We start from the raw sequence: 16,303 nt of genomic DNA, 5'->3' as shown, positions 1-16,303 counted from the left end.
ACCGGAACAGCCCGAACCACGGCCCGCCGCTCCGCCGCCCCCGGGTCCCCGACAGGCTCCGCGCTCCTCGGCTCCCCGGCCCACGGGGCCGCAGCAGGCCCGGCCCCAGGCCCCGCGGCCGACGGGGCCGCTCACCTTCGCCGCCGACTCCTACTCGGAGGCCTTCCTCAACGGCCGACCGCACCCGGGGGACGCCGATCCGGGGCCGGCCCACCACACCCCGCCGCGGCCGGTCGCTTCCCAGTGGTTCCCACCCGAGCCGCAGGGGCCGCCTCCGCCGCAGGGTCCCCCCGTGGTCCAGGCACCGCCCCCGCCACAGGATGCCCCGGGCCCCCAGGCCCCGCCCCCCTACGCGTAGCCCTCGTAGAACCCCCGCGCCACGCCTGTCCTCCTGCGGGGCAAGGGCCCTCACCCCGGGACGGAGCCAGAGAGGCGTTCCCTCCGACGGTCCGGGTCAGCCCCGGACGTCTCAAGGTCGGGTGACCTTCCCACCACATCGTCCGCTGACATGACGGAAGGCGCGCCCACCTCCCCTGTGTGAGCGCGCCTCCGGACGCCGCGGTCGTGCGGCGCCTGTCCGTCCGACGGTCCTGTGGGCCGCCCTCCCGTGGGGGCCAGAGAGCCCGGGGCCCCGTCGGACGGGACCGACCGCTCCGCGCTCGTCCCCTCAGCCTCGCGCGGCGGTCGGCGTGCCGCCCGGACCGGGCCCTCCCCCCTCTAGGAAGGCCGCGGGGTCCGCGGCGGCGTCAGTGGGTCATTCGTCCCGCCGAGGTCTCCCCAGGCCGTCGACCAGGGCCGCCGCCTCCCGGTGGGTGCCGGGCATCGGGACCGACCACACGGCGGCCCCGTGCTCCCAGCCGATCCCCGTGCGCAGCTCGTCCAGTTCCGGTTCCAGCCCGGGACCGTCCTCGGTGACCACCGCGATCCGGCCCCGGCCGGCCAGGCACACGGACTCGCCCCGGGTGAAGAAGCGGCTCAGCTCGTGTCCGAGCACGATCAGCCGGGCCGTCCGCCGCCAGGGGTCGAGCGAGGGGTCCAGCGCCACCACGACCAACCGGTGGCCGAACGCCGCCGGGACCGTGTCGTCCGCGCTCCGGTAGAGCTCGCTGATCCGGGTGCGCAGGTACGCCTCGCTGGCCAGGCCGGTGAGGGGGTCCTGACAGGTGTCGCGGCTCAGGGTGCCCTCGACCCAGCCCTCGGCCAGTGAGCGCAGGAGCGGAAGCGGGACCTGGTCCCAGCCCGCGACGGAGCCGAAGGCGCCGAGGTCGGTCAGAGCCCGGCCGATGCCCACCCCGGAGCGGGCGCGGGCCTCCCCGAGCCGGGCGCAGGCTCCGGACAGGTCGCGGCCGCCCGTGTGGGCCTCGCAGACGGCGTCCACGGAGGGGGTCCACCAGTCCTCGGCCGGATTCCACCCCTCATCCCTGCTCCGGCGCCCCCACGGCGCACGCAGTTTCCGGGCACGGTGAACCACACGGTCCCGCGCTCCGGCACCCACATCGATCTCGCCCATGGCACTGCTCCCGGTCGTCGTTTCGCCAGGTGAACGGAGGTGGGTCCGCGCCCCCGCGGTGGGCCCGCTCCGTTCGCCCTCACCCCAATCACGTAGATCGGTAGCGGCTATGACGCGGATACGGGATATTTTTTCGAGCACGTGATTCTCCGACGCCGGACCTTCATTCCCCCGCGCCCCACAAGTTCCGGCTCGCGGCGGGGGAGACGGCACCACAAGGGAAAGGGCGCTGGGTGACCGACGCCGAGGGCGAGCACACCGAGACACTGGTCGGTGACGCCGAGATCATTGAGCGGGTCAAGGCGGGCGACAACGCCGCCTACGGGACCCTCTACGAACGCCACGCCGGAGCCGCCCGCGGCCTGGCCCGCCAACTGCTGCGGGGTGAGGCCGAGGTCGAGGACGCGGTCGCCGAGGCGTTCACCAAGGTGCTCAGCGTCATCCAGCGCGGCGGCGGTCCCAGCGACGCCTTCCGCCCCTACCTCCTGACGGCGGTGCGCAACGCGGCCTATGACCGGGGGAGAGGGGAGAAGCGCCAGCTCGTCACCGACGACATGGAGAGCTACGACTCCGGCGAGCCCTTCGTCGACCCGGCGCTGGAGGGCCTCGAGCGGTCGCTGATCGCCCGTGCCTTCCTCTCCCTGCCCGAGCGCTGGCAGTCCGTGCTCTGGCACACGGAGATCGAGGGGGTCAAGCCCGCCGAGGCCGCGACCATCCTCGGGATGAACGCCAACGGCGTGGCCGCCCTGGCCTACCGGGCGCGCGAGGGGCTGCGCCAGGCCTACCTGCAGATGCACCTGGCGGGAGGAGGTGCGGCGGAGGCCTGTCGGCCCACGCTCGGCCTGCTCGGCGCCTACGTGCGCGGGGGCCTGTCCAAGCGCGACACCACCAAGGTCGACCGGCACATGGACGACTGCGCGGACTGCCGCGAGGTGTACGCGGAGCTGATGGACGTCAACGTCGGACTGCGCGGGATCGTCCTTCCCCTGGTGGTCGGCTTCGGTGCCACGGGTTACCTCACCGCCACCCCGGGCGGGGCCGCGACCGGTGCCTGGTGGAACCGGATGTCCCGCCGTCAGCAGCAGGCCACCGCCGGGGCCGTGGCCGCCGCGGGTGTGGCCGCCGCGGTCGCGCTCGCCCTGGTCGGCGGCGAGGGGGCGCCCCCGGTCGACCCCCCTCCGGTGGCGGCGCCCCAGGAACAGCCGCCCGCGGGGGAGCCCGCCCCCGACAGCCCTCCGGCCGATCCGCCCGCACAGGATCCGCCCGCCCCGAACCCGCCGGCGCCCCAGCCCGTACCGGCGCCGCCCGCGGACGTCCCGGCGGCCTCGGTCCCGACCCCCGCGCCGCCGGCCCCCGAGCCCCCGGACGAGCCGGAGCAGCCCGAACCCCCGGAGGCGCCCGAACCCCCGGAGGAACCGGAGGAGCCGGAGGAGCTGCTGCCGGAGTTCGCCGCGGGCATCGACCCGGTCGGCGCGCTGGTCCCGGGCAACGACGGGATCATGGTCCTGGACGTGCTCAACCTGGGAACGGACACCGCCGGTGACGTGGTCGCCGCCATCACCCTGCCGCCCGGCGTGGAGATGATCTCCTCCGGCGGCGCGGGCAACGCGGTCCCGATGGCGGTCGGCCACGGTGACTGGGGCTGCTCCGCGGGGAGCGGCGGCGGTGAGTGCGTGCGCCCCGGGATGGGCGAGGGTGAGACCAGTACCCAGTTCTTCGACGTCCGTGTGGCGACCGACGCCGACGTGAACGTGCCCGCCAGCGTGGTGGTCTCCTCCGGCGGGATCAGTTTCGAGGCGGTCGGCGAGCGGGGGGTGACCCCGGACGGCATCGCCGCCCGTTACGCCACCGCGGGACAGGTGCGCACGGAGGCGGTCGGCAACGCCCTGCTGACCTGCACCGAACCGGATCCGCCCACGGGCGGGTGGCCCTGGCCGTGGTGGGGCCGGCCGGGGGGCTCGGTGGACCTGCCGGACGAGCGTCCGGTGGTTCCGCCCGCACCGACCGACCCCGGGGGACCTCCCACCGACTCGGGGGATGGCGCCGACCTGCGGCGGGCGCCCGTTGACTCCGAGGCCCCGGGGGCCGATGTGAGTGATGGGGTCGGTGATGTCCTGGGTGATGGTGGGGTCCTCGACGGTCCCCGGAACGAATCCGGTAACGATGTGCCGGACGGCTCCGAGGAGGGCGCCGGAGACGCCGACGGTTCGGGCGGAGCCGGCGGTGCGGGTGGTGCGGGCGGCTCCGAAGGGGCCGAGGACCCGGTCGACACCCCCGCCGAACCCTCCCCCGTCCCCGAGGACGGGTACGCCGAGGAGGAAGAGGAGGAAGGGGACGGGTCCGGCCCGTGCGCGGACGCGCGGAACCGGGTCGGTGACCGGCTCGACAACGACAACTGGGTGATGGCCCCGCTCGACCGGGACCAGGACCCCACCACCACCTCCTCCAGCTCCGTCACCTGGGAACTCCCGGCCGGAGGGACGGTGCGCTGGGCCGGGCTGTACTTCTCCGCGGCCGGTGAACCCGGCATGCCCACCGCGCGGATCAAGGGCCCGGGCATGGCGGCCTACACGACGGTCACGGCCTCCGACACCCGGGTCGCCCAGCTGCCCGCCTACCCCGCCTACCAGGCGTTCGCCAACGTCACCGAACTGGTCCGGGCGGGTGGTGGTGGCGAGTGGTGGGTCGGTGACATCCCGACCCGGGAGGGCCGGGGCGTCCACGCGGGCTGGAGCCTCGTCGTGGTCCTGGAGGATCCCGCCGTGGAGGGTTACCACCAGGCGATGGTGCTGGACGAGACCAGTGCGGTCTTCCAGGACGAGACCGGGGCGCGGTTCCCGGTGTCGGGCCTGCTGCCGGAGTCGGTCGCGGCCACGTTCGACGTGGTGGCCTGGGAGGGCGACGCGGATCTCGGCGGTGACCGGGTGACGGTCGGCGGGACGCCGGTCGCACCGACCGGGGGCCACGGGAGCGTCGACAACGTCTTCGTGAGCTCCGCGCGCGGTGCCGTGGGCGACCCGATGACGTTCGGGACGGACGTGGTCCGATTCAACGCAGTACTCGGGCGTAAAACGGATATCCGAATCTCCTCCGGCCAGGACGCCGTGTTGGTGGGGGTCGTGGCCCTCACGGCCCCGATGCGCACGTGAAGTCCGTTGAGGGGGAGGTCTTTCCGGCGCTCGTGAGGCGAGCGGAAAACCGCAAGTCATCCCAGAAGACCGCCTGTGTGTAGCAAGACCGTAACTGTCAGTGTTCGTCGGTGGCACGCAAAACGAGACAGACTTGGCTAGGCTGTGCCCCGGTCATGGATATGGCCCCAGAGATCGACAGGGAAGGGGGCGGTGTCACGTGGACCGCTGCGCGTTGTTCGTCGACGCGGGATACCTTCTCGCCGACGGTGCAATGGCCGTGCACGGAACCCGCAACCGGGACTCCGTCGCCTGGGACTACTCCGGTCTCGTCCAGTTCCTCAACGAGGTGGCGCGGGACCGGACGGGGCTGCCGCTCCTGCGTTGCTACTGGTACGAGGCGATCGCCGACGACCGGCGGGCCCAGGAACAGGACAGCATCGCCGACATCCCCGGTATCAAGTTCCGGGCCGCCCGGATACGCCCGGGCCGCCGCGAGGGCGTGGAGAGCTACGTCCAGCGCGACCTCACCACCCTGGCCCGTACCGGCGTCCTGTGCGACGCGGTCCTGGTTAGCGGGGACGAGGACATGGCGTCCGTGGTCGCCGACGTCCAGGACATGGGTGTGCGCGTCACCGTCGTGCACATCTCGGTGGAGGGCAACTGGACCATCTCCCGCGCGCTGCGCCGGGAGTGCGACGACCTCATCGAGATCGGTGCCGGGCACCTGCGCCCGCACGTCAGCCTGCTCTCCGGCGGCGGTTCCACCCAGGAGACGGCCGCGAAGACCACCACCCCCTTCTCCAACGGCCGCACCCGGTCGGCGCCGGAGACCCCGCCCCAGCCCGTGGCGGCGGCCGCCAACACCGGCCGGGTCGACCCGGTCAGTACCTCCACCGGCGGCCTCGAGGCGATGTTCGCCGGCACCGGCGGCCAGCCCGTGCCCCAGGGCAGCGCCATGGAGCAGCTGCGTGCGATGCGCCGTTCGATAGCGCAACAGCGCGGCGTCGACCACCTGGCCGGACCGGGTTCGGAGAACACGCCCTCCGGTGCGATCGACGCGAACGGCTTCCCCTCCGGCGGGCAGGTCCCGCCCGGGGTGAGCGGCAACGGGTCCTATCCCGGGGCCACGGGAGGCCACCCCGCCCAGAACGGGCACCCCGCCCAGAACAGTCACGCCACGCAGAACGGGCACGGCACCGGCGGCCAGGGCGGTTACCCGCCCTCCGGCACCGGCGGACACCAGTCCATGCGCGGGATCGAGCAGGGGGGCTACGGTCTCCCCGGCAGACCGGTACCGGGACAGCCACAGGGCCACTCGATGACCGGACCCCAGCCGTCCTTCAACGGGACGGGGCCCCAGAGAGCCTTCAACAACGGGACCGGCCCACAGGCCTCGTTCGCCGATCCCCAGCAGGGGCCACCGCAGAGAAACACCCCACCTCCCCAGCAGGACCTGAGGTTCGGATCCGGTGAGGAGCCAGGCTTCGGAGGTGGGGCGGACACAAACCCTACCTATGGGACCAGTACGGAAACTGACACCGCACGCCGCGGTGGCGCCGACCCCCGGTTCGGGGAACGGCGACCTACTGGTCCCGAGTACGACAGCCGGTTCGGCCCCGGTGGTTACCAGGAATCCAGCCCTAGTCCTGGATATACCCAGCAGACGGGCTCCCCCGCGCATACCGTTGATGACGCGGTGCATGTCGCGCACAAGGAAGGGAACGACTTCGCGGAGTCGATCGCACGTGAGGCGCCCGCCCTGTGGGTCGAGGCTGTCCTGGCCCGCAGGCCGCGGATGCCCTCCGACCTGGAGGCACGTCTGCTTCAGGGCTCCTCACTCCCGATCGACCACCTGTTGCGCGACGAGGTCCGTGACGGACTGCGCCAGGGGTTCTGGCAGGCGCTGGAGCGTGCCAGACCCTGACCGGTGCGCGCGAGTGCGAGTAGGGGATGGGGGCGATGCGGTTGACCCACGTGACGACGGCAGAACTCGACCGGTTGGAATTCCACGCCGTCAGGTCCGGCGAACACAGTCGGATCGCCGCCCAACTGCTGGATCTGGCCAACAGGGTCGACGCCGGTAGCGAGGTCACCCGGGCGGAGTTGTTCGTGCGCGCCGGGGAGCAGTGGGAGATCGCCCAGGAGTTCGAGCGGGCCTGCGCCGCGTACCAGCGGGCCATGGACGACGGCGGTCCCACCGTGGTCGACGCACACGCCCTGAGCGCCGGGGCGCTGCTCCAGCTGGACGAGCACGACCTGGCCTACGAGCACCTGAAACGGCTGGAGACCGGGGACGGACCCGGACTCCAGACCCACATCCACGTCGCGGAGGTCCTCTACGCCCACGACGACCTGGAGGGCGCCGAGCGCTGGGCCACCGCGGGCGCCCGCCGGTTCGAGGGCACGAACCCGCCCGCCTACACCCGGGACCTGTTCTTCGAGCTCCTCAGGATCCGGTTCCGCATCCGGACCGACCTCGGTCTGCCCGAGGACGACCTGGACCTCCTCCTCGACACGGAGTGAGCTCCCGCAGCCGGACCCGCGCCCACAACGCGGGGACCCGGTCATCGCGGTCACCCACGCCTGCACGAAGACCCCCGACACGCCCGTGCCCGGCCCCGGTCACCTCCAGGATCGCCGGGGAGGAGGTGACCGGGCCGGGCGTGAGAACGACCCCCTGTCCGGCGGCGAGGAGTGAGCTTTCTGACGCGTCCCGGACCGTCCCGGGCCGGGGGCGGGCGTCCGGTTCCGGACGCCCGGTGCACGGCTCCCGCTGCCACGCCGACCGGGTACGCCAGGTTCCGGCACCTTTCCCGTGCCGCGCAGGCCCCGTCCCGGCGCCCCTGCAGACCACCTGTGGCCCATCTCCGGGAGTCGGGCGGACACGTGTGCCCCGCCGACGTCCTAGGCTGTGTGCGACCCTCTCCGAAAGCCTGCGAACCCGGCCGGACACGCCTCGAAATCGGGCGATGATGAGGCACTCATACCACGCTCCACGCGTGTGTTCGACACTCGTCGAAGAATCCGAGAAATCAGCGACACGCCATCATCTTGGGGTGTTCCAAGGCAGCCGCCCCTAGATGTAGTATCGGGTCCCGTTGGTGGTTCACCGGGGTTCCCGCCCTGGTGAAACAGGCGGGAACGACGACCGCCACGTCCGCCGGAGTCCGATCGACTTCGGGGAGCAGTGGTCGAGTAGGTCACCCGCGGGTCCCAGGACCAGCCGCCGACAACGCAGACGAGGGGGCTTCGAGGGGAGTCGCCGCGACCCACCGGTCACAGGTTCATTCGCACCCAGTGCGTTGGGCCGCCGGTGCGAGCCGCGCGTCTGCTACTCGTGAACCCCGTTTCCCCGCCGGGACTCTTCTTTACCGAGGTTGGAGCCGCTGTATGACCCTTGACGTCGAGGCCGTGCCCGTATCCGTTCGGCCCGAGCCGACCCACGGAGGTGGCGCCCGCGCCGCCATCGACCGGATCGAGCACGTCGTAACCGAGGCCTGTGCGCGGCTCACCGGTGTTTCGGCGGACAAGGTCCTCACCGAGGCGCGGAGGGGCTTCTATCCCGGCATTGCCGCCTCCGAGGTCGAGCTCGCCCTGGTCATGGCCGCCCGCAGCTACGTGGAGGTCGACCCGAACTACTCGTACGTGGCCGCCCGCCTGCTGCTGGACAAGCTCCGCACCGAGGCCCTGAGCTTCGTCGGCGGCGCCCCCGAGACCGCCACCCAGTCCGACATGGACGACCGCTACGCCAGCTACCTGGGCGCCTACGTCGGCCGCGGCATCGCCCTCGGGCAGCTGGACCCGGCACTGGCCCAGTTCGACCTGGAGCGACTGGGCAAGGCGCTGCACGCCGAGCGCGACGAGCAGTTCACCTTCCTCGGTCTCCAGACCCTGTACGACCGCTACTTCCTGCACAGCGACGACGTCCGCTACGAGCTCCCGCAGGCGTTCTTCATGCGCGTCGCGATGGGCCTGGCGCTCAACGAGGACGACCGCGAAGCCCGCGCGATCGAGTTCTACGAGCTGCTGAGCTCGTTCGACTTCATGGCCTCCACCCCCACCCTGTTCAACTCGGGCACGGTGCGCGCGCAGCTGTCGTCCTGCTTCCTGACCACGGTCGGCGACGACCTGCAGGACATCTTCCACGGCATCAGCAACAACGCCATGCTGTCCAAGTACTCGGGCGGCCTGGGCAACGACTGGACCCCGGTCCGCGGCCTGGGCTCGCACATCAAGGGCACCAACGGCAAGAGCCAGGGCGTCGTCCCGTTCCTGAAGATCGCCAACGACACCGCGGTCGCGGTCAACCAGGGCGGCAAGCGCAAGGGCGCGGTCTGCGCCTACCTCGAGACCTGGCACATCGACATCGAGGAATTCCTCGACCTGCGCAAGAACACCGGTGACGAGCGCCGCCGCACCCACGACATGAACACCGCGAACTGGGTTCCGGACCTGTTCATGAAGCGCGTGGAGGAGCAGGGCACCTGGACCCTGTTCTCCCCGGACGAGGTGCCCGACCTGCACGACAAGTACGGCCAGGACTTCGTCGAGGCCTACGAGAAGTACGAGGCCGACGCCGCGGCCGGCCGCATCAAGGTCTCCAAGACGATGCCCGCCGTGGACCTGTGGCGCCGCATGCTCACCATGCTGTTCGAGACCGGCCACCCGTGGATCACCTTCAAGGACCCGTCGAACCTGCGCTCGCCGCAGCAGCACAACGGTGTGGTGCACTCCTCCAACCTGTGCACCGAGATCACGCTGAACACCAGCAAGGACGAGGTCGCGGTCTGCAACCTCGGCTCGGTGAACCTGCCCCAGCACGTGGGCCCGAACGGCATCGACGTCGAGCGCCTGCGCCGCACCGTCCGCACCGCCGTGCGCATGCTCGACAACGTCATCGACGTGAACTTCTACACGATCCCCGAGGCGCGCCGCGCGAACATGCGCCACCGCCCGGTCGGCCTGGGCCTCATGGGCTTCCAGGACGCGCTGTTCAAGATCCGCACGCCGTTCGCCTCCGAGGGCGCGGTGACCTTCGCGGACGAGAGCATGGAGCTGATCAGCTACTACGCCATCGAGGCGTCCATGGAGCTGGCCACCGAGCGCGGTGCGTACGAGAGCTTCGACGGCTCGCTGTGGAGCCAGGGCATCCTGCCGATCGACTCCCTGCGCCTGCTCGCCGACTCCCGCGGCGGCGACCTGGACATGGACCGCGGCGAGACCCTGGACTGGGACTCCCTGCGCGAGCGCGTCAAGTCCAACGGGATGCGCAACTCCAACGTCATGGCGATCGCGCCCACCGCGACCATCGCCAACATCACCGGCGTCAGCCAGTCGATCGAGCCGGTCTACCGGAACCTGTTCGTCAAGTCGAACATGTCCGGCGACTTCACGGTGGTCAACGACTACCTGGTCCGCGACCTCAAGGACCGCGGCCTCTGGGACGAGGACATGGTGTCCGCGCTGAAGATGCACGACGGCAGCCTCGGTGACATCGACCGCGTCCCGGACGACCTCAAGGCCCTGTACGCCACCGCGTTCGAGATCGACCCCAACTGGCTCGTGGACGCCGGTTCGCGCCGCCAGAAGTGGATCGACCAGGCCCAGTCGCTGAACCTGTACATGGGCGCCCCCAGCGGCAAGAAGCTGGACGCCCTGTACCGCCGCGCCTGGCGCTCCGGTCTCAAGACCACCTACTACCTGCGTTCGCAGAGCGCCACCCACGTGGAGAAGAGCACGCTCAAGGGCACGGACGGCCGCCTGAACGCGGTCTCCTCCGGCCCGGCCGCTCCCGTGGCCGCCCCGGTGCCCGCCGCCCCGGCGCCGACGCCGAGCCCGGCCCCCGTGGCCGAGCCCGTCGCGCCCGAGCCCGAGGACGAGTTCGAGATCGTCGACGGCCAGGCGTGCAGCATCGAGGACCCCGAGTGCGAGGCCTGCCAGTAACGAGGGTTCCGGGGGCGCCCGCCGCAGTCGCGGGCGCCCCGCCCCCTTGTTCTCCCTCCGCTCCCCACAGACGACCCCGGCCCGACCGGAGAACGGAAAAGTTTCGAGCATGACCGCGGTTTCCGAGAACAGCGCCGCCCCCATCAGCGGCCTCGGCGAGATCGAGCGCGACGCCGAGCGCGTCAACGTCGACGACAAGTCGATGATCAACGCCCGAGCCGACGTCAACCAGCTGCTGCCCCTCAAGTACACGTGGGCGTGGGACAAGTACCTGTCCGGGTGCAACAACCACTGGATGCCCACCGAGGTGGCCATGCAGGCCGACATCGCGCTGTGGAAGTCCAAGGACGGGCTGACCGAGGACGAGCGCCTCATGCTCAAGCGCAACCTGGGCTTCTTCGCCACCGCGGAGTCCCTGGTCGCCAACAACATCGTCCTGGCCGTGTACCGCCAGCTCACCAACCCGGAGTGCCGCCAGTACCTGCTGCGCCAGGCCTTCGAGGAGGCGGTGCACACGCACACCTTCCAGTACATCTGCGAGAGCCTCGGCCTGGACGAGGGCGAGCTCTTCAACATGTACCGCGAGGTCCCCTCGATCACCGCGAAGGACGCCTGGGCGCTCAAGTACACCCAGAACCTGGAGAACCCGGAGTTCCGCACCGGGACCCCCGAGGCCGACCAGGCCTTCCTGCGTGACCTGGTCGCGTTCTACGTGATCTTCGAGGGCATGTGGTTCTACACCGGCTTCGCGCAGATCCTCTCGCTGGGCCGCCGCAACAAGATGGTCGGCATCGCCGAGCAGTACCAGTACATCCTGCGCGACGAGTCGATCCACCTGAACTTCGGCATCGACGTGATCAACCAGATCAAGATCGAGAACCCGCACCTGTGGTCCGAGGAGTTCCAGGCCGAGGTGCGGCAGATGCTCACCGACGCCTGTGAGCTCGAGGTGGCCTACGGACGCGAGACCATGCCGCGCGGCGTGCTGGGCCTCAACTCCGAGCTGTGCGAGAAGTACATGCACTTCATCACCGACCGGCGCGCCGAGCAGATCGGCCTCGCCCCGATCTTCGGCGAGACGGAGAACCCGTTCCCGTGGATGTCGGAGATGATGGACCTCCAGAAGGAGAAGAACTTCTTCGAGACCCGAGTGATCGAGTACCAGACGGGTGGCGGCCTGGACTGGGACTAGGTCCTCTCCTGGGAGAGACCGAGTTTCTCCCCTCCGACGGCCCGGGGCGGGCGCGCGCCCCGGGCCGTTCGCATGCCCGGAGCGCCCGGAATGAGTTCTGGATGTGGTCACGGTCCGGGCGCTCTGCCGTCGATCCGCCTTGTGAAAACGGCTTGTGAATACGGCCAAACGGGCACGAAAGCAAGTACTTCTCGCCAATTCACCACGTGCTCTCGCTGAATCGCCTTCGGTCACTGATGAGGAACGATCAAGGAAATTCACGAGCCGTGTCCGTTTGGGGTATCGCCGAAGCGGGGCTCCTTGCGCTAATGTTCCCTGTGTTTCCCGCCGCGTCGCGCGCGGGCGCCTTCATGTCTCGCCTGACAAGGCTCTGACCTGCTATGTCATCGCTTGGTTTGGTATGGGCCCCGGAGTGGCGTGGTCGGAACTCGCCAGGGTCAACGCTGACTAAGATTCAGGACAACAACATGATCGAAGCGCGCGCGGGGGAATCTCAGGCCTTTTTCGGCCGATGGCGCAAGTCGCAGTACTCCTACGACATCGGGGCCTGCTGTGAGGTTCTCAACCTGACGTCAGGGGAATCGTTCTTCCGCGACTCGGTACACCCCGAGGACGCTCAGCTGAGGTTTGACAACCGTGAGTGGAGCACCTTTCTCGCGGTTTCCAAGGGACCTTTCTGAGGCCGTCTCACAGGGACGCGACGGGGAACACGTCGCAGTCCTGACGGGTGAACGAGGACATGGACGCCGTACCGGGGTGGTCCTCGCCGAAGCGCTCGGCGAACTCCACGCGTAGCCGATCCCACGCCTCGCTCACGTCCTCACCCCCGGCACGTCGGCTGACCAGGTGGTTCCGGCGTGCCGTCAGCAGGATCGGATGGTCGGCGGGCAGTCGGTGACGGCAGTCCGCCTCCGTCAGAGCCTCCAGGTCACGGGCCTCGTGGAACCGGTCCAGGTGGTACAGGTCGGTGGCCACGTTCAGGGCGGCGGGCAGGCTGCTGAACGAACCCGGGCCGTAGATCCGCAGCAGCCGCTCCAGGCCCTCCTGGTCGAGTTTGAGCGCCTCGGTGTAGCGTCCGGCGGCCCGCAGGACGATGCCCATGCTGATCCTGGCCGTGGCCGGGAACGGATGCTCCGAGGGGTAGCGCTCGTCCAGCGGGCGCAGGAGCCGGTCCACCTCGCTCACCGCCTGGTCCACCGCCCCCGTCTGCGCCAGCGTCACCATGTGGATGACCCGGCAGTACAGCACCTGCCGGACGGTCGGCGGGTGCTTGAGCAGGTACAGGGAGAGCGCCCGGCCGGACAGCTCCAGCGCCCGCTCCGCCTCGCCGAGCCGCCGGTACACCACGGAGAGGAAGAGCATCCCCTGGAGCGCGTGCGGGCTGTCGGGTTCGGCCGCGGTCCCGAACCGCTCCATGCACTCGGTGATCTGTTCCCGGGCCTCCTCCAGGCGCCCCAGCAGGATCAGGTTCAGTCCCAGGGACAGCCCCGTACGCAGGGTCTGCACGTCGTTCGGCCCGAGCAGGGCGCGCCGTCCGGCCACGGTCCGCTGGTCGATGGCCAGGGCCTCCCCGAACCTGCCCTGCTCCTGCAGCGTCTGCCCGTAGTCGTGCGCGGCCTCCAGGGTGCGCGGGTCGGCGTCGGTGTGCCGCTCCCGCCGGTGGTCCAGGATGCGGCGGAACAGCCGTCCGGCCTCCTCGAACCGGGCCAGGCCGCTCAGCGCGATGGCGACCGCCCGGAGCGACTCCAGCGCCTCGTCGTCGTCGGGGCCCTGCCGGCGCACCTGTTCGGCGTGGAGCTCCTCGGCCTCCTCGAGCGCGGTGCCGTACTCGCCGTGGACGCGCCGGATCTTGTTGCGCCGGAGCCGCGCGCGCAGGAGCAGGTCCGGAGCGTCGCCCCAGGCGTTGACGGCCTGCCCGACGAGGCTGGTCGCGTCCGTGTAGTTGCCCACCTCGGTGAGGAAGTCGACCACGTTGAGCACCGTGCCGCGCACCCGCGCGTCCCGGCTGGCCCAGGCCTGGGAGGCCTTCACATGCGCGTACAGCAGCAGGTAGGCGGTGCGGTGCGCCGGGTCGACGGGGCCGGCGGGGTCGTTCTGGGCCAGGATCAGGTGGGCCAGGTGCCGGTAGCGCACCCGTTCCTCCAGGGTGAGCGAGTCACGGATCACCGACTGGAACAGCTCGTGCAGCTGGAAGGTGTTCCGCTCGTGGTCGAAGTAGGCCAGGTTGTGCCTGCCCATGTACTCCAGGACCCGGCCGAGCCGGATGCCGTCGCCGAGCAGCAGTGACCGCTCGGGGGTGGGCCCCAGGCCGCGGGACCGGGTGAAGAGGGCACGGGAGAGGGGGCGGGGCGCGAAGAAGGCGCAGAGCCGGATGAGCTCCAGGACCATGCGCCTGGTCTCGCGCTCCCGGTCGTCGGGGCCGTCCAGCAGCTGCTCGGCCTGGATGCTCCAGGCCACCCGGAGCGGGGCCGTGTGGTCGTCGTCGGCCCCCATGTGCCAGACCATCGCGTCGTAGCGCTCCTCGAACAGTTCGAGGAAGTCATGGGTCGACATGGTGGACTCCCGGAGGAACGCGCCGACCTGGCCGAGGGCGAGGGGGAGGTGTTCGAGCAGTTCGGCGAGGCGCTCCCCGTCACCGGGGGTGTCCAGGCGGGCGGGGCAGACCCGCCGCAGCAGGGCCAGGCTCTCGGCGTTGGTCATCCGGGGGACCACCTGTCCGTCGAACCGGTGCCCGGGCCTGCTCCGGGGCAGCGACCGGTGTCCGCGGGAGGTGACGAGGATGTGCCCGCCGCCGTGGGGGAAGTACTCGTCGGCCAGCGCCTCCACGTCCGCGACGTCGTCGAACACCAGCAGCCAGGAGCCGAGGCCGGCGTTCTCCGAGAGTTCCTGCCGCACGGTCTGCACGGTGCGGGGGACGTGTTCGTAGGAGACGGGCAGTCCGAGGTGCTCGGCCAGGCGCAGGTAGGCGCGGTGCGTCTCGATGTCGGTGGCGGCGGGGACCCACCAGATGAGGTCGTAGTCCGCGGCGTAGCGGTGTGCGAACTCGGCGGCGATGCGGCTCTTGCCGACACCGCTGCCGCCGCCGATCAGGAAGCGGGAGCCGGTGCGGGAGCCGAGGGCGTCGTGGATCCGTTCCAGGACGGACTCGCGTCCGGTGAAGTCCGGGTTGGTGCGGGGAACCCCGCCGATCACCGGAAGGCGCGCGGGGTCCCTCCGGCGGGGGCGGCCGGGGCCGGTCGTCATCGGTCCACCAGCTTTCTCGTGTGGCGGCGGGGTCGCGGCCCCGCGGTACCTCCGGGGCCGGGCAGCGGAACCGTTCACTTGGGGCTCTCGGACGGTCCCGGAGAGGCGCCGCGGATCAGGGAGGAGGAAGTGAGGGCGGTGGCCCCCCGGGGCGGGTGCGGAGGAGCGTCGGCGCGGGCGCCCGGACGGGGTCGCCGCGGGGCCTGCCCGGTCAGGGCGGACGGCTGCTGGAGGGGGAGAGGGGCGGGGTGAGGGGCGGGACCACCCGCTGCGGTGGACGGGGCCGACCACGGGTGTGTGCTCGCTCTCTCCCAGGCTAGGTTCTGCTCTGTGCCGTGTCGATAGTTGTCCACTGCCTGTGGATACGGGGATACGCGACCGTCACCGAAGGGTGTGAACGGTGTGCCCGGTGGTGCGGAAGCCACCTGTGTGAAGGGCTCGGCACGGGGAGCCGGTGAACGCGTCGAAGATCGGTCTTTTCCGGGCGAGGTCGCAGAACACGCCCTAAGCTGGCCCCGTGGTCCCACCCTGCGATCCCGCGGCCGAGGCGGTCTTCCGCCCGGTCCAGGTCGGCAACGCCCTGGAGGTCACCGTCGAGCGGCTGATGTGCGCCATCAGGCTCGGCGTCGTCCCGGCGGGCGCCCGCTTCCCGGCCGAACGCGACCTGGCCTCCCGCCTGGGCGTCAGCCGCATCACGCTGCGCGAGGCGATCCGCCTCCTCCAACGCCAGGGGTACGTCGAGTCCCGGCGGGGCCGGAGCGGCGGCACGTTCGTCGCCGACCTCCCGCCCAGGCCCACACCCGAGGAGGCGCGTCGCGACCTCGTCGAGACGGGTACCGCCCTGGAGGACCTGCTCGCCTTCCGGCGCGGCCTGGAGACCGGTGCCGTGGTCCGGTTGGCCGAGACCGGGATCACCGGGTCCCAGGGGGACCTGCTGGACCGGCGTGTGGCCGTGGCCGCCGAGGCCGGACCCGCCGACTACCGGCGCTGCGACACCGTCTTCCACATCACCCTGGCCCAGCTGGCCGGCTCGGATCGGTTGGCCGCCGCGCTCACGGACGCGCGGATGCGGATCAACCAGCTCATGGACGTCGCGCCCCTGTCCGAGGCAGGGCTGGCGGCCAGTGACAGCCAGCACCGCCGTATCGTCCGGGCGGTGCGCGAGCGCGACCCCGAAGCGGCGCGCCGGGCCCTGGGAGAGCACCTGGCCGGGGTGGAGCGGCGGCTCCGGGAGCTGCTCGGCTGAGCGCCGGAGCACCTGCGGGGCGTCCCGGGCCCCTGGCG

9 protein-coding genes are annotated in these 16,303 nt (G+C 71.1%); 7 read left to right on the top strand and 2 right to left on the bottom strand.

All coding sequences use genetic code 11. From position 1 onward, the window contains the following. Nucleotides 1–754: 754 nt before the first annotated feature. The gene (locus D458_RS0116385) at nucleotides 755–1,510 is read right to left on the bottom strand and encodes a hypothetical protein (RefSeq protein ID WP_017587837.1); all 756 of its coding nucleotides are present in this window, start codon (nucleotides 1,508–1,510) and stop codon (nucleotides 755–757) included. Nucleotides 1,511–1,743: 233 nt separating this feature from the next. Between D458_RS0116385 and D458_RS0116380 the strand changes: the two genes are divergently transcribed. The 6 genes from D458_RS0116380 (at nucleotide 1,744) to D458_RS0116355 (ending at nucleotide 12,456) form a co-directional block, all read left to right on the top strand. Further along, entirely contained in the window at nucleotides 1,744–4,659 is a 2,916-nt protein-coding gene (locus tag D458_RS0116380) for a sigma-70 family RNA polymerase sigma factor (protein WP_026119370.1), read from the top strand. A gap of 199 nt (nucleotides 4,660–4,858) precedes the next feature. Beyond that, entirely contained in the window at nucleotides 4,859–6,565 is a 1,707-nt protein-coding gene (locus D458_RS0116375; RefSeq protein ID WP_017587836.1) for an NYN domain-containing protein, read from the top strand. 26 nt (nucleotides 6,566–6,591) lie between these two features. Then, complete coding sequence (locus D458_RS0116370) at nucleotides 6,592–7,164, top strand: hypothetical protein (RefSeq protein ID WP_017587835.1); 573 nt, start codon at nucleotides 6,592–6,594, stop codon at nucleotides 7,162–7,164. A gap of 867 nt (nucleotides 7,165–8,031) precedes the next feature. Next, complete coding sequence (locus D458_RS0116365) at nucleotides 8,032–10,584, top strand: ribonucleoside-diphosphate reductase subunit alpha (protein WP_017587834.1); 2,553 nt, start codon at nucleotides 8,032–8,034, stop codon at nucleotides 10,582–10,584. A gap of 109 nt (nucleotides 10,585–10,693) precedes the next feature. Continuing rightward, nucleotides 10,694–11,776 carry a ribonucleotide-diphosphate reductase subunit beta gene (locus D458_RS33610; RefSeq protein WP_017587833.1) on the top strand — a complete coding sequence of 361 codons (1,083 nt, stop codon included), beginning with the start codon at nucleotides 10,694–10,696 and terminating at the stop codon, nucleotides 11,774–11,776. A gap of 467 nt (nucleotides 11,777–12,243) precedes the next feature. Beyond that, nucleotides 12,244–12,456 carry a DUF397 domain-containing protein gene (locus D458_RS0116355; protein ID WP_017587832.1) on the top strand — a complete coding sequence of 71 codons (213 nt, stop codon included), beginning with the start codon at nucleotides 12,244–12,246 and terminating at the stop codon, nucleotides 12,454–12,456. A gap of 7 nt (nucleotides 12,457–12,463) precedes the next feature. On the opposite strand, the gene fxsT is transcribed toward D458_RS0116355, so the two are convergent. After that, complete coding sequence (fxsT, locus tag D458_RS0116350) at nucleotides 12,464–15,019, bottom strand: FxSxx-COOH system tetratricopeptide repeat protein (protein WP_017587831.1); 2,556 nt, start codon at nucleotides 15,017–15,019, stop codon at nucleotides 12,464–12,466. Nucleotides 15,020–15,536: 517 nt separating this feature from the next. On the opposite strand from fxsT, the gene D458_RS0116345 reads away from it, so the two are divergent. After that, nucleotides 15,537–16,265, top strand: coding sequence for a FadR/GntR family transcriptional regulator (locus D458_RS0116345; protein WP_017587830.1), 729 nt, complete (start codon nucleotides 15,537–15,539; stop codon nucleotides 16,263–16,265). Nucleotides 16,266–16,303: the final 38 nt, after the last annotated feature.

Source organism: Nocardiopsis ganjiahuensis DSM 45031, assembly GCF_000341085.1.
Lineage (GTDB): Bacteria > Actinomycetota > Actinomycetes > Streptosporangiales > Streptosporangiaceae > Nocardiopsis > Nocardiopsis ganjiahuensis.
The sequence above is the reverse complement of the archived record's forward strand: the minus strand, read 5'-3'. Positions and strand labels throughout refer to the sequence as shown.